General features: G+C 36.5%; 21 protein-coding genes and 2 riboswitches. Of the genes, 19 read left to right on the forward strand and 2 right to left on the reverse strand.

The genetic code is table 11. The features are described from left to right. The first annotated feature begins 4 nt into the window (after window positions 1-4). From ribD to MHH95_RS12570, 11 genes are all read left to right on the forward strand, one after another. Window positions 5-1,117 (forward strand): bifunctional diaminohydroxyphosphoribosylaminopyrimidine deaminase/5-amino-6-(5-phosphoribosylamino)uracil reductase RibD, encoded by a 1,113-nt coding sequence (gene ribD, locus MHH95_RS12520; RefSeq protein WP_340727846.1) that lies wholly within the window; start codon window positions 5-7, stop codon window positions 1,115-1,117. Next, entirely contained in the window at window positions 1,110-2,183 is a 1,074-nt protein-coding gene (locus MHH95_RS12525) for an FAD-dependent monooxygenase (protein WP_340727847.1), read from the forward strand. Before ribD ends, MHH95_RS12525 begins: the two co-directional genes overlap by 8 nt. A 9-nt stretch (window positions 2,184-2,192) precedes the next feature. Further along, a complete protein-coding gene (locus MHH95_RS12530) occupies window positions 2,193-2,765 on the forward strand; it encodes a 5' nucleotidase, NT5C type (RefSeq protein ID WP_340727848.1) in 573 nt (190 codons plus the stop codon). A 147-nt stretch (window positions 2,766-2,912) separates the two neighbouring features. Beyond that, the gene (locus tag MHH95_RS12535; RefSeq protein WP_191699062.1) at window positions 2,913-3,509 is read left to right on the forward strand and encodes a transcriptional regulator; all 597 of its coding nucleotides are present in this window, start codon (window positions 2,913-2,915) and stop codon (window positions 3,507-3,509) included. 644 nt (window positions 3,510-4,153) lie between these two features. Further along, entirely contained in the window at window positions 4,154-4,858 is a 705-nt protein-coding gene (locus tag MHH95_RS12540) for a class I SAM-dependent methyltransferase (RefSeq protein ID WP_340727849.1), read from the forward strand. 109 nt (window positions 4,859-4,967) lie between these two features. Then, window positions 4,968-5,390, forward strand: a complete 423-nt coding sequence (gene fosM, locus MHH95_RS12545) for a FosM family fosfomycin resistance protein (RefSeq protein ID WP_340727850.1) — start codon at window positions 4,968-4,970, stop codon at window positions 5,388-5,390. 528 nt (window positions 5,391-5,918) lie between these two features. After that, a complete protein-coding gene (locus MHH95_RS12550) occupies window positions 5,919-6,473 on the forward strand; it encodes an RNA polymerase sigma factor (RefSeq protein ID WP_340727851.1) in 555 nt (184 codons plus the stop codon). Beyond that, entirely contained in the window at window positions 6,470-7,225 is a 756-nt protein-coding gene (locus MHH95_RS12555) for a hypothetical protein (RefSeq protein ID WP_340727852.1), read from the forward strand. Before MHH95_RS12550 ends, MHH95_RS12555 begins: the two co-directional genes overlap by 4 nt. Further along, the gene (locus tag MHH95_RS12560) at window positions 7,219-8,088 is read left to right on the forward strand and encodes an ABC transporter ATP-binding protein (RefSeq protein WP_340727853.1); all 870 of its coding nucleotides are present in this window, start codon (window positions 7,219-7,221) and stop codon (window positions 8,086-8,088) included. The genes MHH95_RS12555 and MHH95_RS12560 overlap by 7 nt, the downstream gene beginning before the upstream one ends. Window positions 8,089-8,093: 5 nt before the next feature. Beyond that, the gene (locus MHH95_RS12565) at window positions 8,094-9,320 is read left to right on the forward strand and encodes a hypothetical protein (RefSeq protein WP_340727854.1); all 1,227 of its coding nucleotides are present in this window, start codon (window positions 8,094-8,096) and stop codon (window positions 9,318-9,320) included. Between the two features lie 22 nt (window positions 9,321-9,342). Then, window positions 9,343-10,458 (forward strand): ABC transporter permease, encoded by a 1,116-nt coding sequence (locus MHH95_RS12570; protein WP_340727855.1) that lies wholly within the window; start codon window positions 9,343-9,345, stop codon window positions 10,456-10,458. Window positions 10,459-11,026: 568 nt separating this feature from the next. On the opposite strand, the gene MHH95_RS12575 is transcribed toward MHH95_RS12570, so the two are convergent. Continuing rightward, window positions 11,027-11,404 carry a nucleotide excision repair endonuclease gene (locus tag MHH95_RS12575; RefSeq protein WP_340727856.1) on the reverse strand — a complete coding sequence of 126 codons (378 nt, stop codon included), beginning with the start codon at window positions 11,402-11,404 and terminating at the stop codon, window positions 11,027-11,029. A 359-nt stretch (window positions 11,405-11,763) separates the two neighbouring features. On the opposite strand from MHH95_RS12575, the gene MHH95_RS12580 reads away from it, so the two are divergent. The 3 genes from MHH95_RS12580 to MHH95_RS12590 all read left to right on the forward strand — a co-directional run bounded on the left by MHH95_RS12580 (window position 11,764) and on the right by MHH95_RS12590 (window position 14,997). Further along, window positions 11,764-12,636, forward strand: a complete 873-nt coding sequence (locus MHH95_RS12580; RefSeq protein ID WP_340727857.1) for a DMT family transporter — start codon at window positions 11,764-11,766, stop codon at window positions 12,634-12,636. A 111-nt stretch (window positions 12,637-12,747) separates the two neighbouring features. Then, window positions 12,748-13,488: an alpha/beta fold hydrolase gene (locus MHH95_RS12585; RefSeq protein WP_340727858.1), complete on the forward strand. Its 741-nt coding sequence runs from the start codon at window positions 12,748-12,750 to the stop codon at window positions 13,486-13,488. 390 nt (window positions 13,489-13,878) lie between these two features. After that, a complete protein-coding gene (locus tag MHH95_RS12590) occupies window positions 13,879-14,997 on the forward strand; it encodes a hypothetical protein (protein WP_340727859.1) in 1,119 nt (372 codons plus the stop codon). 349 nt (window positions 14,998-15,346) lie between these two features. On the opposite strand, the gene MHH95_RS12595 is transcribed toward MHH95_RS12590, so the two are convergent. Continuing rightward, window positions 15,347-16,168, reverse strand: a complete 822-nt coding sequence (locus tag MHH95_RS12595; RefSeq protein ID WP_340727860.1) for a TetR/AcrR family transcriptional regulator — start codon at window positions 16,166-16,168, stop codon at window positions 15,347-15,349. 93 nt (window positions 16,169-16,261) lie between these two features. Here MHH95_RS12595 and MHH95_RS12600 point away from each other — a divergent pair, with 93 nt between their 5' ends. From MHH95_RS12600 to thiO, 5 genes are all read left to right on the forward strand, one after another. Continuing rightward, complete coding sequence (locus tag MHH95_RS12600) at window positions 16,262-19,348, forward strand: efflux RND transporter permease subunit (RefSeq protein ID WP_339216488.1); 3,087 nt, start codon at window positions 16,262-16,264, stop codon at window positions 19,346-19,348. Window positions 19,349-19,448: 100 nt separating this feature from the next. Continuing rightward, complete coding sequence (locus MHH95_RS12605; protein WP_340727861.1) at window positions 19,449-20,624, forward strand: M14 family zinc carboxypeptidase; 1,176 nt, start codon at window positions 19,449-19,451, stop codon at window positions 20,622-20,624. Between the two features lie 67 nt (window positions 20,625-20,691). Continuing rightward, a riboswitch (TPP riboswitch) is annotated at window positions 20,692-20,790 on the forward strand. Window positions 20,791-20,843: 53 nt separating this feature from the next. Continuing rightward, window positions 20,844-20,942, forward strand: a riboswitch (TPP riboswitch). A 72-nt stretch (window positions 20,943-21,014) separates the two neighbouring features. After that, window positions 21,015-21,707, forward strand: a complete 693-nt coding sequence (tenA, locus tag MHH95_RS12610) for a thiaminase II (RefSeq protein ID WP_340727862.1) — start codon at window positions 21,015-21,017, stop codon at window positions 21,705-21,707. A 21-nt stretch (window positions 21,708-21,728) separates the two neighbouring features. Continuing rightward, window positions 21,729-22,328 carry a thiamine phosphate synthase gene (locus MHH95_RS12615; protein WP_340727864.1) on the forward strand — a complete coding sequence of 200 codons (600 nt, stop codon included), beginning with the start codon at window positions 21,729-21,731 and terminating at the stop codon, window positions 22,326-22,328. Further along, window positions 22,312-23,418 (forward strand): glycine oxidase ThiO, encoded by a 1,107-nt coding sequence (gene thiO / locus MHH95_RS12620; protein WP_340727865.1) that lies wholly within the window; start codon window positions 22,312-22,314, stop codon window positions 23,416-23,418. The genes MHH95_RS12615 and thiO overlap by 17 nt, the downstream gene beginning before the upstream one ends. The last annotated feature ends 2 nt before the right edge of the window (window positions 23,419-23,420 follow it).

Genomic DNA, 23,420 nt, shown 5'->3' on the forward strand with positions numbered 1-23,420 from the left:
TGATATGAAAACAGATCAGGACTATATGCAACTGGCACTCCAATTAGCGGCAAGTGCAAAAGGGAATACGAATCCGAATCCGCTAGTCGGAGCTGTCATTGTGAAAGATGGTGTCATTTTAGGTACAGGGCTTCATCGTAAAGCAGGAGAGCCACACGCTGAAGTTCATGCAGTGAGAATGGCAGGCGACCATGCAAAGGGAGCTACTATTTATGTGACGTTAGAGCCATGTTCCCATTATGGTAAAACACCACCTTGTGCAAATCTAGTAAAAGAAAGCGGAATTTCTCGTGTCGTTGTAGCTACAGAAGATCCAAACCCTGAAGTAGCAGGACGCGGAATCCAACTTTTACGTGACGCAGGAATCGAAGTAGAAGTCGGTATCATGCAAAAGGAAGCACGAAAATTAAATGAACGCTTTATCCATAATATGCTGACAGAGCGGCCGTTTGTTGTTGCAAAGTTTGCAATGACGTTGGACGGCAAAATTGCTACATATAATGGACATTCCCAGTGGATTACAAATGAAGAGGCACGTGCTGAGGTTCATGAACTGCGACATGAAGTAGATGGGATACTCGTAGGCGTCCAAACAGTAATTAATGATAACCCGAAACTGACAACCCGGCTTGCAAATCGCCAAGGTCGCAACCCGATTCGTGTCGTGTTGGATCGTACATTGAGAACACCTTTGGATGCGCATATAGTCAATACGACCGAAGCACGTACGATTATTGTGACATCTCATGAAGTAAATGAAAGTGATATTAAGCAATATGAAAAGCTAGGTGTAGAAATAATCCAAGTAGCAGAAAATTTATCAGGTCTTAATCTGGATGAAACTTTACAAGCATTATATAAAACGGGGATTACCCATTTATTAGTTGAAGGTGGGGGAACTGTAAATGCGTCATTTTTACGGAATAATTTCATCGACCAATTTATTGTCTATATTGCCCCGAAAGTGTTAGGCGGCAAACATTCGATAACACCATTTACCGGAGACGATGTTGAGACAATTGATTTTGCTTCACTCGTTGAATTTGATGAAGTGACTCGAATTGGAGAAGATTTACGCATTATCGCTTATCCTAAAAAGGTGAAGTCCGATGAATAGAAAAGTGGATGTATGCATTGTGGGCGGTGGTCCAGGAGGTACGTTACTTGCAAGCATTTTAGCAGAGCATAATATTTCCGTCCTTTTACTGGAACGTACAAATGGCTTTGCGAAAGCATTTAGGGGAGAGCACTTAAATGAAGAGGGCGAGCAAGTTTTAAAGCAGTATGGATTATTCGAACGGATTGAAGAGCTCGGGTTACTTCGAATGGAAACATTGGAATATTGGTTGGATGGGCAAAAATTCAATACAGTTTACCCTGATCCAGCGATTGGACATTTAGGCATTCATGTCCCTCAAGCGCACCTTTTACAGGCGATTGTCGAACAAGCTCAAAAATATACTAGTTTTGAATATCTATTAAATACGACGGTTAAAGAGCTTATACAGGATGAACACGGTCATTATACAGCTGTTAAGGCGCTTCAGCACAATCAGATCATACAAATAGACGCACAGCTTATTATTGGGGCAGATGGACGCCATTCAACAATTCGCAAATTGGCAAATATGGACGTGACGATTCATAATCATGGCTATGATTTACTATGGGCAAGAATACCGGCACCGGAAAATTGGACCCCGTCAATTAAGATGGCGCTCGTAGATGGCATGCAAATATCGCTTTTTACTCAAACAAACGGCTTTGTACAAATCGGATGGAATATAGAAAAGGGAAGCTATCCGTCTTTGCGAACACAGCCATTTCACCCATTTATTGAAAAATTAATAGAAGCATTTCCGCAATTAGCCGATTCAGTAAAAGAGCATATACAGTCTTGGCGTGACTTTGTACTGCTTGATGTTTTTAGTACAACAACAGAACAATGGGAAAAAAACGGTGTGATATTGATCGGGGATGCAGTCCATACAATGACACCAACTGGAGCATTTGGTTTGAACAGTTCACTAATGGATGCTCATATATTAGCGCAGTGGGTTCTTCAAAAAAATCCATTTGATTATAGCTGTGCTACCGAACGCCAGAAGCAAATTGCAGAAATTCAGGCATTACAAATCGAAAAAGAACAAAAGTTTAAAGATGCTTTTGTCGTCTTAAGTTAGGTGAGGAAAATGAAATTTGGTTTTGATATTGATGATACACTAATTGATTTACGTCGACATGCGTTTCATTTATATAATAAGAAGTTAAACAAATCGATTGGTGAGGACCTGTTCGATAAGATTCTAACAGTTGAAATTCATGAAGCATTTGGATTGACGAGTGAACAAGGCAGCAAAATGTGGAATGATTCGATGGAAGACATCTATTTTACAGATTGCCCAAGCTATGAAGGGGCTAAAGAGGTTTTACAAGCCTTAGCAGAAGAAGGGCATGAAATTTACTATATTACATCACGTCCGAAAGGCTATTGTGAACAAACGCGTGAGTGGGTAAAGGCACAAGGATTTCCTGTTGTAGATGAGCGCTTTTTTTGTGGTATGAAAGATCATGAGAAAATAGATATTATAAAAAAATTACAGCTTGATGTCTATGTTGATGATAAGCCGGCTGTTTTAAATACGCTAACAGGGACAAATACGAATGTTATTGTTAAAAATCAGTCATATAATCAAGGAATTGAATGTACACGCCTATTAAACTGGCGGGAATTTCATACATTAATCGAGCAATTTTCATTGTAATTGTATAGGGATGGAACTTAAAAAATCTAGCAGAATCCGATATTATCGCTAAATAAAGTTATAATAGTTTGAATTTTTTACTTTCAACTCGTAAAATCTATGGTATTGTATGAGTATATCGTTAAGGGTTGGGGGATAAATAAAACTATGATTACTGAACAACATTACGAAGCAAGCATAAATTATAATGGGATTATTTTGCTATCGGCCTACTTGCAGCGCCAGTATGTATACCGTACCATTCAAGTTCGTTTAAATGGTGCGAGTGAAGAGCCTTTAAATAAAGTGAAAAATATGCTCGATCATACAGAGGCTATGTTAAACGTCTTTGAAGAAGCGAAAAGTTTATTGGATGGTCAACGAAATAAGTTGAAGTCCTTTGCAGATGAAGTAAGCTTAATGATGCAAAATTATATAAAGGAAAACCCGGATTTTAATGAACGTCTAGCGGTTGTTGGTTCTACACTTTATTCGGAACAATTGATGAATAATGGGATTATTAAACTGGGCTATATTTTCAAGCAAAATATCGGAAAAGATTTCCCGGCTCGAGTTAAATTTTATGAAGAGCGAACAAAGGTTATCGATGTGATGGTTCAATTAGTGTCTGATGGAAAAGAGATTGAGCAAGGCATGCAGGACATTTTAAACAAGTGGTATGAAGGCATTGCCAATCAGAAAAAAGGCATTATGGAAGATCTATCGAAAATTAATGAAATGTTGGATTATAAAATACCGCGATAAGAAAATAAAACACGTCAAAATAAAAGGTATTTCAAATTACAAAATTTGGAATGCCTTTTTTAATTTGACTCATCACCATAACATGGGGAAGATTTTCTAATAAAATTTCATTTGATTGATTGGTGGGCTACGGCAAGACAGCGCTAAAGCCACGTGATACGTGCCTTTATCACTGCCTTTATTGCCGTTTGCGAGGCCCACCAATCCCAAAATTTTTCCCTCGTTATAAAGTGAAGTAAAAAACACCCAATCAAGCCGCTTGCGCTATCTTGATGCGGCGGAGAGCGGAAATGCTATGTTTTATCTCTTCAATTTTGTCATCCCCAACTTATGGTGATGAACCTTTAATTTAGCAAAGATTCCAGTTATTATATGTAATATTTGTAATAAATGTTATAATTTAATTTTTATTTTCTAAATTAAATCGCCTTAAATTGCTTCATAAGCATTATATTTCGATTACCCTATATAAACTATCTCCTGGTTGTTTTATTCCCATACAATAAATTCCAGGCGCATTTAATCTCATAATCGAGGTACTTTCCAGAACGGTAGATTAAGGTATTTAATCTTATTTTAAATAAAGTGTAACAATATATAACTTCCTTTATATTACAATTTATATTAAATAAGGAGGGCGTTAAATGTTAGTTAAAAATAATGAGGATTTATATGAATTACTAGATTCTTTGTTCAGAGAGCAAACAGAATTTTGGGATGATTTTTATAAAGATAAAGAAAGAAATGTCCCATTCTTTTGTGATAGACCCGACGAAAATTTAATTGAATATTTTGAACAGGGAACTATAAAACCCTGTAATGTACTCGAAATTGGCTGTGGTAACGGGCGTAACGCTATCTATTTAGCTCAAAAAGGTTGTACTGTAACCGCTATAGATTTATCAAAACAAGCAATCGATTGGGCTAAAGAACAAGCTGCTGTTCAAAATGTAAACATACAATTTATTTGTGAGAATATTTTTAAGTTAAATCTAGAATCACAAAATTTTGATTACATATATGATTCTGGTTGTTTTCATCACCTATCACCACATCGAAGGATTTCCTACATTCAATTTATCAATAAATATTTAAAAAAGAATGGTTATTTTTCAATCAGTGCATTCAAAGAAAATGGTAAGTACGGCGGGTCATCGCTGTCCGATAAACAATATTATATGGATCGAAGTTTAAACGGTGGATTAGGTTATTCCAAAGTTAAATTACAAACGCTTTTTTCGGATTTTCAAGAAATTGAAATTCGCGATATGCAGCACAATAATTTAAATGATAATGAATTCGGTCTTGAAGATTTCATCGTTTGTATGTTTAAAAAAGTTTCAGATTAATAAATTGGGGCTTTATAAAAAAGTTTTCAATAATCAAGCATATTTCTTAACAAAAATTAGTGTAAATTCAATCTGAAGACATTATATATAACAATTTTGAGGTGATTTGATGTTTGGAAAGGGACTTAATCATTTTTTATTTTCTGTCTCTGACTTAGATAAATCTGTTGATTTTTACCAAAAAGTATTTGATGCAAAATTGCTTGTTAAAGGAAGAAGCACTGCCTATTTTGATTTGAATGGCATGTGGTTAGCGCTAAACTTAGAGAAAGAAATACCTCGAAATGAAATAAGCCAGTCCTACACTCATGTGGCTTTTACAATAGAAGATAAAGAGTTTAATAGTGTACTAAGAAAATTAGGAAATTTAGGAGTGAATATCTTATCTGGACGTCCTAGAAATGAAAAGGATAAAAAATCTATTTATTTTACTGATCCTGATGGGCATAAGTTTGAATTCCACACGGGTACATTGCAGGATAGATTAACTTATTATAAACAGAATAAATCGTATATGGAATTTTATGATTAATTAATTTATATCTTTCGTAACCTGGCATTGTACTATTTCTTCATTAAAAGTGCTCTATAGTTAAAGAACGCCAAGTTGATGAAATATTGAGTAAAAAGTAATACGAGGTGATGAAACATGGATATTGTATTAACAGAAGAAATGATATTGAACGATCTTATAACTACGTGTAATCGTTATTTTGGATTTAAGATATTGGATGCTACGCCCATAAAACGAGGTTGGTTAAATTTAAAGTGGAAAATAACAACAGATACGGGTGTTTTTTTAATCAAATAATATTCTTAAACGTCGTAAATCCAATAAAGTTTAATTGCAAGCAGTTAAGCTGATTCGAATATTATATTTCAAAAAATTTTTATATGTTGAGAAGATCAGGAGCCCGGTTTTTATGTCTATTTTGGCATGGGAATTGGTGCTTTTTTTGTTTGAGTGAAATCCTCATAAATCCAGCAAGACCCCTTACAAAAAAAACAAAACTTTTTCATGATACTTTACGAATATATAGTTGTAAAAGGAAGTGAGTATGTGTTCGATGTAGAAAAGCGGTGGATCCGACGTATTCAAAAGGATGGGCATGAAGAAAGTGCCAATATGTTAATTCAAAAATATTATAAAGAAATATTTGCTTATACATATAAACGAGTATTTGATCAGCAGTTATCGATGGATTTAACTCAAGAAATTTTTATTCGCACATTGCAATCAATTAATAACTTTGACGTAAAGAAAGCCTCTTTTCGAACATGGCTATATCAAATTGCTCAAAATCACTGCACCGATTACTTTAGATCAAAAGCTTTTCTAATATCTAAGCGTACAGATGTGATGGAGCAAATAGAGCTTGATGGGGAAGATGAAGTAATTTCGTTATTGCTTCAAAAACAGCAGTTAGCAGAGATTCGAGAAGCATTACAGGCATTTGATGAAGATGAGCAGCAAATATTACTTGGTAAATTGCTAAATGATTTAACGTTTATACAGCTATCAGAGCAGTTGCGCATTCCATTATCGACAGTGAAAACGAAATATTATAAAGCAATCAGAAATTTAAAAAAGGAACTGGAGGTGCTGCATAAATGAAAAATCAGGATTTAATTCCTTATCCTAAAGACGAGGAGATTCATAATCAGATAACACAAATTGTTGAGAAAGGTTTGCCTAAGCAGAAATCCTTTTTCAGTAAGATAACAGGTCTATACAAACAAATGGGCTGGCGATATATGTTGCCCAATCAAAATGAGTGGGTTTTTACTGTTATCTTGATTGCGGCTCTGTTCTTGTTCGCAGGTTTTACATTCGGAAGTGAAGGAGTTTTTACTGCAACGAAAATTGTAATGTTCTTTATGATATCACCGTTTTTATTTATGAGCCTGTCACTTTTTAGCTTTTATGATAAACGAGAAGCGCATACTTTTGAGTTGGAAATGACAACTAAATTTACAGTTTTTCAAGTCGTTAGTGTACGTATGCTTGTATTTAGTAGTCTAGCGATTTTATGTAATACGAGCCTTGCACTTTGGGTGTCCTATATGCATGACTTAGTTTTTATGCGTTTGTGGTTATTGTCGTTAACAGGTTTGTTTCTATTTGCAACAGGTTTGTTAGTTTTATTACGTACAGGACAGATACTCCCGAAAGTTGTGGGGTATATTAGTGGCTGGGGTGTGGTTAATAGTGGGCTTGTATGGTTAGCAGATGAAGCTTATATACAGGTAGTGCTAACATTACCGACAGTTGTTTACGGGGGATTAGTTATCGTTTTAATTGTTCTGTTTTGTCTGGCATTTAAAAGCATGTATTTACGAAAACAGGAGGATGTGGTGCTATGTTAAAGGTAGAGAATATTAGTAAAAAATATAAAGATTTTACGGCATTGGCGGATTTGAATTTACAGTTTGAAAAAGGAATTTATGGATTACTTGCACCGAATGGGGCTGGCAAAACAACGTTAATTAAAATGTTGGTAACACTTATTTCGCCAACAAAAGGAGAGATTTACTTTAATGGGCAACCGATTATGGTGATGGGAGATGCGTACCGTGAGCAGGTCGGCTATTTACCGCAGCAATTCGGATTTTATAAGCATTATTCGCCAGCTCAATATTTACGTTATTTAGCTGCGTTAAAGGGGATGGACAATCGGTTAGTGGAAAAACGGATTGATAAGGTGCTAGAGTTGGTTGCATTGTTAGGTGTAAAAAATAAAAAAATGCGCAAGTTTTCAGGAGGAATGATTCAGCGTGTAGGTATTGCGCAGGCACTTTTAGCAGATCCTCACATTTTGATTTTAGATGAGCCAACTGCAGGGCTTGATCCAAAAGAACGTGCTCGTTTCCGTCAGCTGCTTTCAGAACTTGCACGCGATAAAATCATACTTATTTCCACGCATGTTGTGTCTGACGTTGAAGCGATCGCAAACGAAATCGTAATGATTAAAAATAAGAAGCTTCTATATAAAGCAGACACTAAAACGATTTGCCGGTCAATAGAAGGTAAAATATTTGAGACAATGATGCCGTTCGATGAGTTTCATAACTTCCGAAAGCAATATTTAACGTTATCGGAAAAACAAGAGAATGGGCAAATGCTTGTACGCTTTTATACAGAACAAGCCCCACTCAGTCATTGGCATCACATTGCCCCGCAATTAGAGGATGTGTTTTTAGTAGCTTACGCGGATGAGCAGAACGGGTGATGGGGATGCGTATTACATGGCTTGAGATGAAAAAGGCGTTGTTGTCACCAGTTATTATGATTCTTTTACTTTTAATGCTTGCGTTTAATATGTTTTCAATTATTAGTAGCTCACATCATAAAGAAGAGCTGAAGGTTGTGAATGAAATAGTGGCAGCATACGGTCCAACCTTTGATGATGAAGTACTAAAAACGATGGAGAGTGATATTCAAAAACAGGTGAAGCATTTTGATGTTGGTGATACGGCGACCTTTTTGGAGAGTATGACCTATGAGCAGTACGAACAGGCAAGTGTATCCGTGCAAAAACAAATAGATGAAATTAGCTCCAAGTTCACTTATTTGCAAGTGGCAAAAGGATTACAGGGAAGTTATGAGGCGATTAATTTAAGTGAAGAAAAGGGTAGCTTTTTCCAGACCTATTCACTGCCAAGCTGGTTAGAGGGAAAAATGGCGGCAGAGTTTGATGGATGGGAAAGTCGTTTTGATGAAATTATCGCTACGAACGAATATAAGCAATGGTTTTTCTTAAGTGATTATCGAATGCATTCAGAGCTATTTCGTTCACTTATGAAAACACTAGCAGTTGAAGGCATATTGCTTGTTGTTCTATTGACTGCATTTATTATGAATTATGAATTCGAACATCGTACACAGCTAGTTATATATCCTACTAAAAAAGGTCGAAAACTTTTATTGAATAAAGGGTTAGCGAGTATATTATCAAGTTTCATTGTTTTAGCCATTTTGTTTGGAGGAACGTTGGGTACGTACTTTATCGTCTATGATTATTCAGCTGTTTGGCACGTTTCGGTTAGTAGCGGCTTCAATTGGGAATATCGGTTACCATACATAACGTGGTGGGACTTGTCTGTTGGGCAGTATTTCGGGTTGGTGCTAGGTATTTTAATAGCAATCTTAATTATTGTCATAATGCTCACAATTACAATTTCGGTATTCGTGAAAAACAGCTATTATACGTGGATTATTGGTGTGTTTTTCCTTATGGCGATGTTCATCGTGCCCTCGTATTTTTCAAATGGTGTTATTTTGTGGCTGGCATCTTTTAATATCTCGTTGTTGTTAATGAATCCACATCAATATTTTAATGGTGGCTCAACCTTTATGATGACACAGTACCATGAAGTGTGGACGTTGTTCATTTGGTTTGCCATTGCTAGTTTTGGTGTTTGCTCGGCCATTCGTTATTTTAACAGGAAGGATGTTGTATGAGATGAGGTTGTTTTTTTATGAGGTGCGTAAAATAGTATCTTGGAAATTACTATTGCTTATTTTTTTAGTGAACGTATTACTCTTTAAATTATTAATAGAATTTAATTTAGAATATTTTCCAAATGGACGGCCTGCGGGTGATCATTTTGATATTGAACAACAAATCATTCCTCTGTTCGGTGCCGAGTGGGATGAGGAAGAGCTATTAAAGCTACAGGCTATGTATGAAGCAGAGGTCCTCGTAGCAGACACCTACTTAGCGAATGATCCAGAAGCGGTTGCTTTAGGTATGAATAGTTATGAAAAGTTTGACAATTATGAGTACGAGAATGCGGAACAATATGCTTATCGTAATAAAACTATTTTTGAGAGTAACCTTGATTTTCCATGGCGTCTTCAAACATACGATTGGTATTTAAAAGAAAGACAAGATAGAGAGAAATCAATCATTGCATATAGGAACGATGCATCTGAAGATCAGAAAAAGAGACTACAGCAACTTTTAGACGAAAAACGATTTGCTGTGTATTCAGATGTTGTAACAAGTAATTTTAAAACGTATAAAACGTCGATTGCAATTGCGATTTTTGTTAGTATAGCCATTCTAATCTCACCGATTTTTATTCGAGATAAAATAGCGAATGTTGTGCCGATACAGTATGCTTCTGCAAAAGGACGCAAATTGTATCGAACGAAATGGTTTGCGGGGCTGTTCAGTGGCACTTTCCTTACGACGATCTTATTACTATTTTATATGGCACTGTATAGAGCGAATGATACACAGTCACATTTTGATTTACCTTTAACCTCATTTAGCTGGTATTATCATTGGTATGACATAACTTTTTGGCAATATATGATTCTTTCGGTAGTTGTGATTTTTATACTTTCTATTGTTTTAACGATTTTAACAATGGCGATTTCAAGTATGGTACCGAATCGAATTGTATTAATTGCTGTGCAAATTATTGTGCAATTTATGATGATTGCTGTTGGTGCAATATATGTAGTTCAACATGTAATTAATCTCAATTACGCACAACTATTCGTCCCGAGTCTAGTTGTTGGGTTTACACTATTTACTGTGTTGATAATGTGGGCAGTTTGGAAGAGAGAGTTAAAAAGAGATATTGTATAAAAAATGTACGTTTATGAAATCTGTAAATGCTATCATATCAGTGATTACAGATTTTTCTTATATTTAACATTGTGGTTTTTTAAAGCTGATGCCAAACTTAAGTAACAAGGGGGAGCGATTTAGCGGTAAAATAAGTTGATTTATGTCATAATCTTTAGATATAGGCACACTTCTTTCGTTTAAAATTTGGTGGTAGGATACTTAAATTTTAACAGAGAATGTCCTTTTTTCATGCCTGAAATTATGCAGAGATTTATTTGATATAGAAGAGAAATTAGTTGTTCGGAGTGAAGGCGGCGACTCCCAGGGGACAAGCACGAGGGAGAGCTTAAGGAACAAAAGCTAAAAACGCCACGTCCTGTGGCAACGCTTTTGTGACCAACATCCTGTTGGCCTCGTGCCCCCAGGAAAGCGTCCGCCGTAACGGAGAACAACGGCTACGAAGTAGACACAATAAGAAAGCCGTTCAAATTTTACTAATCGTAAAATTTGAACGGCGTTTGATTTTGGGAGGGTTTTGTCCCAGCCCCTTTTGAAATAAAATATGTTTCATCGCTTTTAAAAATAATTAACGCTCGAAGAATACTTTATCGATATTGTATTTAGCTTGGAATTGGTTGATCGCGTATGTTTCGTAAATTTCACGTTCCATTGGATCCTCAATTTCATATACTTCAATTTTATTGATTTCTTCACGATGGTTTTTCATTGGTGATACGTTGTCTTCAAAGTGCTTTTTAATGCGTTGACGAATTTTACGTGCTTTCCCAACGAATAAAAGTTCATTTTTCTCATTATAGAAGAAGAAAATTCCGCCTTTATCACGCGTAATTTTGTGGAAATCAATAAAGCCGAAATAAGGTGTAATTTCCACTTCTCCTTGTTTTAAAACTTGCTCACGCTGACGAATTACTAGATCAGGTTTTGGCATTTCAATTTTAATCAATTTGTTCACGTCCCTAAAGTATTATAAAGGCTTATTTTACATGAAATTCACATAAATAGCTATCTATATAGATAATACCCATTTTTTATTGTATAAATCATATAAAAATTAATCATTACATTACATATTATCCGACACTAAATTATAAAGATATTATAGTATCACTTCGAACAAAATACTTTTAATACACAATCATTCTTCCTTTTTGTTATTAAAAAAACAATTATCAATGCTCTAGTCAAGCAATAAATATGAAATTTATTCAATATTTCCTTATATTTTGGAATTTTCACTTTCTTTTTTATGCAATATTGATTATTGTATATCTAATTGTGTTTAAAGAGAGAGAAGGAATAAGTATGGAAAAGTATAAAGGCGAACTGTTAATGCTTATTACCGCAGTGATGTGGGGAAGCGGATTCGTTGGGATGGCAAAAGGTTTGGAGCATTGGACCGTATTTCAATTAATGGCGGGACGTTTTTTGTTGGCTTCTATTTTATTAAGTATGATTTTCTATAAAAAAATTCGGTTAATAACAAAAGCTGTCTTGTGGAAGGGCGCAGTGTTGGGAGCTATTTTGTTTACTGCTTTTGCGTTACAGACTATGGGATTGGAATATACGACACCATCCAAAAATGCATTTTTAACGGCGATTAATGTTATTATCGTGCCTATTATCGCCTATGTCATCTACAAAAGACGCATCGATCGCTTTGAATTTATTGCTGCCGGAATTGCAGTTGTCGGGATTGGATTTTTATCGCTGCAGGATTCATTGACTATTAATGTTGGGGATTTCTTATCGATACTTTGTGCGGTAGGGTTTGCGTTTGATATTTTTTATACGAATGTTTTTGTAAAGACAGAGGATGCATTAGCTTTAACGATCGTTCAGTTTTATACTGCGTCCGTGTTAAGTGTAATTGCCATATTAATATTAGGTGAAGTACCGACCAGCTATAGTTCTGAAGGGCTTGGGATCATTGTTTATTTAGCCGTTTTTTGTACCGGTGTTGCGTATGTCTGCCAAAATATTGGGATGCAATATGCGAATCCAACAAAATCAGCGATCATTTTATCAACTGAATCATTGTTTGGTACGATGTTCTCTGTACTGATTTTACATGAAATTTTAACGGGACGTATGCTTGTAGGATGTGTGCTTATTTTTATCGCCATTCTTTTTGCCGAAGTGAAACCCACATTTAGACGGAAAAAGTCCTTTATATAAATAAGTAGGGAGCTGTATTTAAAGTCATTGAAACTTTAATACAGCTCTTTGTTTATGTTTACGTAAATACGGAAAAAGATAAGAGAAGAAATAAGGGGAGGACTGATATTAATGTTAAATTATACTCGAAAAGGATCAGGAGAAGTGGTCGTGCTAGTTCACGGCTTTTTAGGTGGTACAGCAATTTTTGATAAAATTATTGAACCTTTAACAAAGTGCTTTGATGTCATTGCAATTGATTTACCCGGACATGGAAAGAGTGAGGCTCCTGAAGGGGATTACACCGTATACCAGTATGCAGAAGATATTATCGATATCTTAACACTAGAAAAAGTTGAAAAGTCCTATTGGATTGGCCATTCAATGGGCGGATACATTACGCTAGCAGCCATTGAAAAGCAATATACGAATATCGAAAAGGCTGTTTTATTGTATTCATCTGATGCACCGGATACCCCAGAAGCAATTGAAAAACGAGCGAAACAACAGGAAGAAATATTATTACATGGAGTTGGACCGTTTGTAGATGGCATTATCCATAACTTTTTAGCTCCGGATGCAGATGCAGAAGACGTGCTATTTGCAAAGGAAGTGGCACATGAAGCAAAAGCGCAAGGGCTCGTTGCTGCACTTGGCGCAATGAAATCACGTCCAAGTCAAAAGGATTTAATGGATACAACCTCTACTCCAATATTAGTCATTGAAGGTGAACAGGACAAAGCTGTTACACCAATTGTGACATCAAACCCTCATGTTAAAAAAGTAAAAACAAATACAGGGCATCTCGGCATGCTGGAAGATTCGAAAACCGTAACCCGCGAAATATTAAATTTCTTGAATGAAGAAAATTAAAAAAGTTAGAATGGCCTTATTATGCTTGAACTTAGACAGAGTCTTATATTTTATATAGAAGTAAAATTAGTTAGTTGTTCTTCGGTATAGTACCGACTGGGACATGTAAGTGGGAAAGACTATAGACTCTTCCACTTGCACCTCTTGGCACAAACAATTGATACAGCAGTTATATCCTTGGTAAGTTTATTCTTTACTATTTATAGGTTTCTTATTTGCAGCCATAAGAATCATTTATGGCTGTTTTCTTATGCAATATAATTATAAATTAGTACTAATTCAGCTTGTTAGTGTTTAATTTTGGATTAAACTTTCGGGAATTGTTTTACATAAAATACCATTATGTTATAGTTGTTGGTAATTAGTTTTTTTAAAAAAGGGGTGGTGGCTTTGCGCATAACAAAAGCGCAGAAAATTGTTTTTTTAGTGCTGTTTACGATTTCTGCTGTCGGAATTTATTTGCTTTATAATCCCCATGTGCCAGCAAAATTAATTTTTTCGCTTAACGAGGATTATCAAAAGACACAATTAAACGGGGTAGATGTACTCATAAATTCAGACATTGTGATTGAAGAAGATAAAGTTGTCAGGGGAATGGAACAAACGAAGGAACGTGCGGCTAAGCTTTTCGATGTCGCAAACGAAGATAAGGTAGATATTTTTGTAGCACTACCAGGGGACCGAATTTACGATATGTATTTGGGTAAGGGGAACTTAGGTATTTATCATCCACCGATTAAAACGGTGGCCGTTGATGGTCAATATACTGGAGATTTATCATCCACGATTATTCACGAATATAGTCACCATTTATTTTATGAATACATAGATACGCTGAAGGTAACTTCTGAGCAAATTCCGGAATGGTTAGAAGAGGGCTTAGCGTTAACGTTTGAATATGAACTGATGGATCACGTTTTGGTAAAGTATGGACCAATGTTTAACGCAATTCCTTTTAAACAACTTGAAGAAATTGGAGACGTCAATTTTCATACGATTTACTTGCAAGGGTTTTATGGCACCATGTTCTTACTAGAGAAGTATGGGGATTCAATCATTCGCCAATTAATAGAAGGGACAGCAAATTCGTCCTTCCACGTTGCGTGGGCAAAACTAATAGAAGAGCCGTATGAAACGTTTCATGAAAACTTTGAGATTCAACAAGGCTCTATTCGCAAATTGGAGAGCCTGCATGGGAATCATTCGAAATTAATTGCCTATGTAGACTCAGTGAATGAAAAACATGGTCGCTTGAATGTATATACGCCGTTTACGTCGCTTGCTTTAATTGAAGCATACGCGGGTATGGGGGAGTTGGAAAAGGCAAAAATTACATTTGATTTATATGAGCCGTTTATCAATAATCCAGCTGAGTTTGCAGATTTGGCAATTATGTTTAAAGGGGACCCTTCATACAGTGAAATGTTAATGAAGAAGGGGCTGAATTACACGCTTCAATACGATTATGATACGAAGGAATATGAAGCGTATTTGCAGTCCGTTCAGTAATTAATCAACTGCCCTCAGAAAAGTGTCTACCGTTAAGGAGAACAACAGTTATGAGGTAGAAACAAAATAAAGGGGCTGAGACAAAAGTAGAATATTCTTTGGATAAGGAAAAGACCCTTATTAATAAACGTAGACTTTAAAAATTGATTGGAATGGAGGGCGACTCCTGCGGGAAAAGCACGACGCCTGAGACTACAGGCTCAGGCCGTGCCCGCGGAAAGCGTCCCGGAATGGAAATCAATTTTTTATGCCAGCAAGAAAATGCCATTTCTCTCAAGGAGATTTAATGGCATTTTTGGGTTATGTCCCAGTCTTTTTTAATTTTGAGGCGGGTATTTCGTTTCCTCTTCTAAATGAAGTGATTTTTTAAATATAATGTAACCCAATTAAAATTCTCATTTTTTTCTAAATTAGAAACAAGACCAATGACGATAGCAGGACGGGGATTTTCCATAGTTAGCTCTTCTTTCAGCAATTGGATGGATTCCTGTTCCAGATTATCATTTGTTTGTTGCTGTAATTGATCTAGTTCCTCAATAATATGCTCTGTTGAATAGACCTTCATTCGACTGTACAGCTGAGATGAATCCTTTAAAAAAACGATTTCACTTTTCGTAGCCAATAGCGTCGTTTTCTCTACGAGTGAATCAGCAAGTTTTATTACATCGAACGGTTTGCACGATTCGAAGAAATTTTGTAAATACGCCTGTACCATCCCATTAATAACGAGCACTAAATCGTATTGCTTCCCTTCAATCTGATCTCCAAATACTTCGAATAATAACTTTTCCAAACTTTTCTTAGCCAAATCAACATAAAATTGAATTCGTTCAATCAATGTCTCATTAATCGCAGAAACCTTTTCCTTCATCAATATTTCCGCAAAGCCTGTATATTGTGACATGACTTTAAATGTATGAACAAAATAAATGTGGAGCTTTTCTGATGGTGTAGAGCCTTCTTTGACTGCTTGGTCAACTTCTCTTATTATATTGTTCATAAAATGTTCAATTATTGCATAAATAAGTTCATCTTTAGATTTAAATGAAAGATAGAAGGCACCTTTAGAAATGCCACAGTGATCAGTGATTTGTTGAACTGATGTAGCTTCTATCCCTTTTTCTGCAAAAAGCTGTAGGGCAGAATCCATTATTAATTGTTTTCTTGTCATAATAATTTTGAGCCCCTTTCAATTGACACGTGACCGGCTAGTCATTATTATAGAATGGTGGTTACATATAGTCAAGAAAGGTAAGGTGGAACCGTGAAAGGCTTAGTAAATTTCGTATTGAAAAATAAGCTTGCCGTATGGTTACTAACAATCATAATCGTGTTCTCAGGTATTTATTCATCTACACGTATGAAAATGGAATCGATTCCAGACATATCGATCCCGTTCTTAATCGTTATGGGTGTTTATCCTGGTGCTACACCAGAGCAAGTAATGGATGATCTTTCAATTCCTTATGAAAAGGCTGTTGAAAGTTTAGAAGATGTAAAGGCTGTTTACTCTACATCGAGTTCAAATGTTTCACAAGTTCAAGTGGAATATGAATATGGCGTAGATATGGATGAAAAGAAACGTCAATTAGAAGCTGCTTTAGATGATATTGCACTTCCAGAAGGTGCTCAAGAGCCTTCTATTATGGCAATCAGTATGAATATGATGCCGGTTATTGCGTTATCAGTAAGTAGTTCAGATGAAGATATTGTCGAATTAACTTCTACGGTAGAACAAATTATCCTTCCAAAGTTAAACAAAATTGACGGTGTAGCATCAGCTACGGTTACTGGTCAGCATTTGGAAGAGGTATCCTTCACATATGATGAAGCAAAAATGAATGAATTAGGCCTAACAGAAGATTCTGTTAAGCAAATGGTTCAAGCAAGCGACTTAGCTGTTTCTTTAGGTTTATATAAATTTGAAGAAGGCGAGCAGGCAGTTGCCGTTGATGGTAAGTTTAAAACAGTGGAAGACTTAAAAGAAATGTTAATCCCTGTTACACCATCTGAAACAAATCCTGTACCGTTTGTAAAGCTAGGCGATATTGCTGAGATTGAAAAGGTTGGTAAAGTTCAATCGGTTTCTCGTACAAATGGTTCAGATGCTATTGCCATTCAAGTTATTAAAGGTCAGGATGCAAATACAGTAACAGTTGTAAATGCAGTAAAAGATTTAATTGAAGAAGAGCAGGAGTTAATTTCCGGTCTTCAAATCGATATTTCTTTAGACCAAGGTAAGCCGATTGAAGACTCTGTTTTCACAATGGTTGAAAAGGCAGTATTCGGGGGATTAATTGCGATTTTAATTATCTTATTATTCCTACGTGACTTTAAATCAACAATCATTTCGATTATTTCAATTCCAGTTTCAGTATTTATGGCATTAATGCTATTGCACTGGATGGATATTACATTAAATATTATGACGTTAGGTGCCATTACCGTTGCAATTGGTCGTGTAATTGATGACTCGATTGTAGTAGTAGAAAACATATACCGTCGTATGCACTTAAAAGAAGAAAAATTACAAGGCCGTGCATTAATTCGTGAAGCAACGATTGAAATGTTTAAGCCAATTATGTCTTCAACATTAGTAACAATTGCGGTATTCGCGCCATTAGTATTTGTAGGTGGTATGGTTGGAGAATTATTCGTACCATTCGCTCTTACAATGTCATTTGCATTAATCGCTTCATTAATCGTTGCGGTTACAATTGTACCGGCACTTTCTCACACATTATTCCGTAAGAAAATTTACGGTGAAAAATCAGAAAGTCAACATAAAGAGGTTGGTAAATTAGCATTAACTTACCGAGGTTTCTTAGAAAAATGTTTAAATCATAAGTGGATTACATCTATCATTGCAATCGTAATGTTAGTAGGTTCATTAGCATTAACACCTTTAATCGGTTTCAGCTTCATGGGTTCTCAAGAAGAGAAGGTAATGTATTTAACATACACACCAAAAACTGGTGAGTTAATGGAAGATACATTAGCGAACATTGAAGAAGTTGAGCAAGAATTAATCAAGCGTGATGACATCGATATTTTACAATTATCGGTGAATACTGAAACTTCAACAGACGCAGCTTCAATGATGACTGGCGGAGGTGCTGGTGGCGGTTTAATCTACGCTATTTTCGACCCTGATATGGACGATTTCGCAGGAGCGAAAAAAGAAGTAGAGGACTATATCTTCAACGTTGGTCAAACAGGTGAATGGAAAACACAAAACTTCGCGATGGGTATGTCATCGAATGAAGTAAGTTATACATTATACAGTGAAGATTTAGATAAGTTAAACGAAGCTGTAGCTCAAGTGGAAGATGTATTAGTTGATATCGACGGATTAGATGAAGTTGAATCAAATGCTTCTGAGCCTTATGTAGAAAATGTGATTAAAGTAGATCAACAAAACGTATTACAATACGGTTTAACTACTGCACAAATTTTAATGGCATTACAAACAAATACAGCAAAAGAAGTGTTAACAACTGTTGAAAGTGATGGCAGTGACATTAATGTTGTTGTACAGCGTGAAGCTAGATCTGCAGCTGCTGACATTGATGAATTATTGGAAACACCAATTCAAACTGCAACAGGTCAATCGATGACTATCGGAGACATTGTAGAGCTTGAAGAAGGTACGACTTTAAATTCTTTATCTCGTCAAAAAGGTGAATACTTTGCGACAGTATCTGCAACAATTACTGACAAAGATATTTCAAAAGCAACATCTGCAGCGGATGAAAAAATTGCTGATTTAGAGCTACCTAAAGGTGTTACGACTGGTGTAGGTGGTGTTGCAGCTGATATGACTGAAACATTCACTCAGTTAGGTGTAGCGATGATTGCAGCGATTGCAATTGTATACTTCATCTTAGTTGTTACATTTGGTGAAGGTTTGGCACCATTTGCGATTTTATTCTCATTACCATTTACTGTAATCGGTTCTTGGATTGGATTATTCGCGACAGGTCAAACGATTTCTGTATCAGTTATGATGGGACTACTGATGTTAATCGGTATCGTTGTCACGAACGCAATCGTACTTGTAGACCGTATTATCCGTATGGAACATGAAGGTATGAATATGCGTGAAGCAATATTGGAAGCCGGGGCAACACGTTTACGACCAATTTTAATGACCGCGATTGCAACAATTGGTGCGATGTTACCAATGGCATTCGGTGGTGCTGGTGGCGGACTAATATCTCAGGACTTAGCCGTAACAGTAATTGGTGGTTTATTATCATCAACAGTACTAACTTTAATCATCGTTCCGATTGTATATGAAGTATTATCAAGAATGCTGAAGAAAAATCGTAAAGATGTAAAAGACAATTAATATGGGCGGCCTGTAGGAATAATATTCTTACAGGCCGTTTTTTATTGTACAGTTAAGGGTATAGAAGTTAAGTTTTATACACCTAAGTGGGAGGAATTTCATGGGAAAAATATTGCTTTTTAGTTTAATATTTTTTGCAGCAGCCATTATTAATCCAATGACTACAAATGCTGCTACAGAAAAGGTTGACCTTGGAAAATATCCGGTACAAGTGATTGCAAAAAAGAATATAGAATTGAAAGATAAAAATGGGGCTGTTATAAAAAAAGTAGCAAAAGGTGAGAAGCTTTTATTAACCGGGATACATGGTAAGCAAGGTATCGTAAAAAATTCGTCTAAAACCACTTTTCTTACTTTAACCGATGTCCACTATGACCAATTAGTCGACGGTTCGAAAGTTTTAACATTTGATGAGGTAGCCTCAAAGTTAAAGCTAATATCACAAATGTATCCTTCAATTACGAATTTACAGGAAATCGGACAATCAGTTGAAGGGCGTTCTCTCTATTCCATAAAGCTCGGAACTGGTAAAAAGGAAGTTTTATTCGATGCAGCTTTCCATGGTCGGGAACATATGACGACCAATGTGCTGATGGAAATGATTGATACATATTTAAAGGCTTACTTGAATGGTACGAAGATAGAAAAATATGATGTAAAAACGATATTAAGTGAGGTAAGTATTGTGTTTGTACCAATGGTTAACCCAGATGGTGTAACACTTTCACAAGGTGGAAAAGTGAAAACACCTATGGCCAAGTTAAGAGCGATGAATGGGAGCTCCAATTTTAATCGTTGGAAAGCAAATATAAATGGTGTCGATTTAAATCGTCAATTCAATGTGAACTGGCAATTAATAAAAATGACAAAGCCTTCGTTTAAAGAATATAAAGGTAAGGCGCCGAATACAGAGCCTGAAGCACTTGCAATGAAAAGACTGATTGATCGCGGCAATCATTTAGCCTATGTATCCTATCATTCTTCCGGTCAAATTATATATTGGAGTCGAGCGAAGACCGAATTTGCTCGTACTAAAAAGCTAGTAAAGGGAGTTTCCTCAATTACAGGCTATAAAATGATGCCCGTAACAACAAAAAACGAACCAATCGCAGCTTCTGAGGACTACTTCACAAAAGTTAAAGACCGACCTGCGATGACGGTTGAAATTGCACCATATGCCGGTGAAGCCTCGGTGCCACTAAAACGCTGGAACAATGTTTGGAAGCAAAATAAAACTGTCGGACTTTACGTAGCGAATGAAGCGAGAAAATGGTAGGCAGTAGGAAAAAATTTAAATTACCGTTGCATTTATTCAGAATTATCAGTAGACTAGTAGTAATTAAATGAATTTGCAGGGGGACACGTAAGTGTTGAGAAGGTAAAACCTGACCCTTAGAACCTGTTCCGTTAACACGGGCGTAGGGAGCAAAATGTACAAGCTAATAATCGTACGTGGCGCTCTCCATCTTTTTGGAGAGCTTTTCTTTTGCAAATTTTTTAATTGCGGGGGGACACATTTGTGTTGAGAAGGTTAAAACCTGACCCTTAGAACCTGACAGTTAATACTGGCGTAGGGAGCAATAAGTGCGTACATATGCACTTTTTTAGGCATCTCTACTTTTTGTAGAGGTGCCTTTTTTGCTTACGCCTCCAAGGAGGAAATAGGATGGATTTTTGTAAAGAAGTAAGAAAGCAAACGGAATATTATTGGGAGGCCAGTTTGAAGCATCCATTTGTACAAGGTATTGCTGATGGAACATTGGAGCTGGAAAAGTTTAAATTTTATATGCTGCAGGACGCCTATTATTTAAAGCATTATATGAAACTACTAGCGATGCTGGCAGCAAAAGCTAATGAGGATGAGGATGTAGCTTATTTCCTGGAAACCGCGAACTTTATACGGGAAGCAGAGTTAGAGCTACACCGTACGACTTTTAAAGAATTGCACGTTACACCTGAAGAAATCAGAAATTTCCAAACAGCACCTGCAGCGTACAATTATGTTAGTCATATGTATCAAGCATTTTATACAGGGGCGATTGCCGACGCATACGCTGCGATACTACCTTGTCCGTGGTTATATCAGGAAATCGGGGTCGCATTACGAAAAGCAACACCGGGTGTTAAGTTGTATCAGCAGTGGATTGATTTATATGCCTCTGCTGAGATGGAGGAAACAATTGAAAAACAAAAGGAAATGATGAATCGATTTGCACAGATGCCAGGAAATGATGAACGTGAATTGACAGCCCATTTCAAGCGCAGTTGCTATTATGAATGGCAGTTTTGGGAAATGTCCTGGACTTGTCAGGATTGGCAACAGGAAGTGTATATGAATGAGCATGCTACGATTTTATAAGGGCATAGGTGTATGAAGTTAATGGCAGTAACAGATGATTGTCAGCCGATTTTAGCATTAGCGCAAAAAATTATTCAGATACAGCAAAGTGTGGATTATATACAAATACGTGAAAAGACAAAAACAATAAAAGAAGTGATAACTCTACTTGAATATTTGGATGCAGGAGAGGTTCCAAAAGAGAAAATAATCATAAATAGTCTTGTGGATATCGCCTTGTATAGCGATATTCCCACAGTACATTTACCCGAAATAGGGTTTTCTGTACAACAGGTGAAAGAGAAATTTCCGCATCTCAATATAGGGAAATCGGTTCATGATTATACAGGCGCAATGGAGGCAGAGCGGCAAGGGGCTGATTATGTTCTTTATGGACATTGCTTTGAAACAAACAGCAAAAAGGGAAAGGTTCCAAACGGTCTTTCTCCTATTAATGAAATGAAAAAGAACTTAAAAATTCCCGTCTTCGCGATTGGAGGAATTCATGTAGATCGAGTCCAGGCACTCCATGATGTAAATGCAGATGGGATTGTAGTTATGTCGGGTATTTTTTCGGAAACGCATCCGTGTGCAGCAGCGAACCAATACAGGGAGGCCATTAAAGATGCAAGCAAGCTATGACGTAGTCGTAATTGGCGGAGGGATTATTGGAAGTGCAATTGCTTTTTATTTAGCAAAGAATCAAGTTGAGGTGGCCGTGCTTGAGGAAAGTCGAATTGGACTAAAAGCGACAAGTGCAGCGGCGGGTATGCTTGGAGCACATTCGGAATATGAAGGCGATGGAAAGGAGTTCTTCACTTTTGCGAGATACAGTCAGGCGCTTTATACGAAGTTAAAGGATGAACTATACGGGCTAAGTGGCATTGATATTGGCTGCAAAAAGGGAGGGATTTTAAAGCTGGCCTTTTCTGAACGTGACAAGAAAGAATTAGGAGCAATACTCACACTGCCTACTGTGAAATGGCTTGAGGCAAATGAAGTAAGAAATCTAGAACCCGATGTTTCCCCGCATATAATAGGAGCTGCCTATATTGAAGAGGATGTTAGTGTATTGCCGTATCGTGTATGTCAGGCCTTTTTTAAAGGGGCACAAGTTTACGGTGCATCCATTTTTGAACATACAAAGGTGTTAAAGATTCAAAAGCAGTTGGATTCTTTTCAAATAGATACAACACTAGGGATGATCAAAGCAAAACGGGTTGTTATTGCTGCGGGTGTTTGGAGTAATCCTTTTTTTCAGCAGCTAGGAGTAGAGCAGCAAATAACACCGGTCAAAGGGGAATGTATTGCTGTGGAAGGAAGAAGCACTTTTTTAAAACACACTATTTTTCATGATAAATACTATATCGTTCCTAGAAATAATGGGGAGCTAGTTATTGGAGCTACTATGGAGGAAAATGATTGGTCAGAACACGTAAGTCTAGATGGCATGGAAACATTAATTCAAAAAGCGAAGGAACTCTTTCCTGGAATTGGTCAGATGAAGATGAATGCTGCTTGGTCAGGATTGCGTCCACAAACATTCGATCAAAAACCATTTATAGGCTTTCATCCACATGATGAATCGATATTATTTGCGACAGGACATTATAGAAACGGGATTTTATTAGCACCAGCAACAGGAGAGATGATTACGAGCTTTATATTAAATAGGACTGTAAAAAAAGAATGGGTCGAGGCTTTTCAGATCAATCGACCGAACAGGAGATGAGT

Origin of the sequence: Solibacillus sp. FSL K6-4121 (genome assembly GCF_038002585.1) — a bacterium.
Taxonomy (GTDB): Bacteria; Bacillota; Bacilli; order Bacillales_A; family Planococcaceae; genus Solibacillus; species Solibacillus faecavium.

What these genes read in the sequence shown, in the direction of transcription:
- MHH95_RS12605 (WP_340727861.1), top strand. Translation starts at nt 19,449, where the DNA reads ATGGGAAAAATATTGCTTTTTAGTTTAATATTTTTTGCAGCAGCCATT.
- MHH95_RS12525 (WP_340727847.1), top strand. Translation starts at nt 1,110, where the DNA reads ATGAATAGAAAAGTGGATGTATGCATTGTGGGCGGTGGTCCAGGAGGT.
- MHH95_RS12580 (WP_340727857.1), top strand. Translation starts at nt 11,764, where the DNA reads ATGGAAAAGTATAAAGGCGAACTGTTAATGCTTATTACCGCAGTGATG.
- MHH95_RS12535 (WP_191699062.1), top strand. Translation starts at nt 2,913, where the DNA reads ATGATTACTGAACAACATTACGAAGCAAGCATAAATTATAATGGGATT.
- MHH95_RS12540 (WP_340727849.1), top strand. Translation starts at nt 4,154, where the DNA reads ATGTTAGTTAAAAATAATGAGGATTTATATGAATTACTAGATTCTTTG.
- MHH95_RS12560 (WP_340727853.1), top strand. Translation starts at nt 7,219, where the DNA reads ATGTTAAAGGTAGAGAATATTAGTAAAAAATATAAAGATTTTACGGCA.
- MHH95_RS12585 (WP_340727858.1), top strand. Translation starts at nt 12,748, where the DNA reads ATGTTAAATTATACTCGAAAAGGATCAGGAGAAGTGGTCGTGCTAGTT.
- MHH95_RS12595 (WP_340727860.1), bottom strand. Translation starts at nt 16,168, where the DNA reads ATGACAAGAAAACAATTAATAATGGATTCTGCCCTACAGCTTTTTGCA.
- MHH95_RS12555 (WP_340727852.1), top strand. Translation starts at nt 6,470, where the DNA reads ATGAAAAATCAGGATTTAATTCCTTATCCTAAAGACGAGGAGATTCAT.
- MHH95_RS12615 (WP_340727864.1), top strand. Translation starts at nt 21,729, where the DNA reads ATGGCAGTAACAGATGATTGTCAGCCGATTTTAGCATTAGCGCAAAAA.
- fosM (WP_340727850.1), top strand. Translation starts at nt 4,968, where the DNA reads ATGTTTGGAAAGGGACTTAATCATTTTTTATTTTCTGTCTCTGACTTA.
- tenA (WP_340727862.1), top strand. Translation starts at nt 21,015, where the DNA reads ATGGATTTTTGTAAAGAAGTAAGAAAGCAAACGGAATATTATTGGGAG.
- ribD (WP_340727846.1), top strand. Translation starts at nt 5, where the DNA reads ATGAAAACAGATCAGGACTATATGCAACTGGCACTCCAATTAGCGGCA.
- MHH95_RS12565 (WP_340727854.1), top strand. Translation starts at nt 8,094, where the DNA reads ATGCGTATTACATGGCTTGAGATGAAAAAGGCGTTGTTGTCACCAGTT.
- MHH95_RS12530 (WP_340727848.1), top strand. Translation starts at nt 2,193, where the DNA reads ATGAAATTTGGTTTTGATATTGATGATACACTAATTGATTTACGTCGA.
- thiO (WP_340727865.1), top strand. Translation starts at nt 22,312, where the DNA reads ATGCAAGCAAGCTATGACGTAGTCGTAATTGGCGGAGGGATTATTGGA.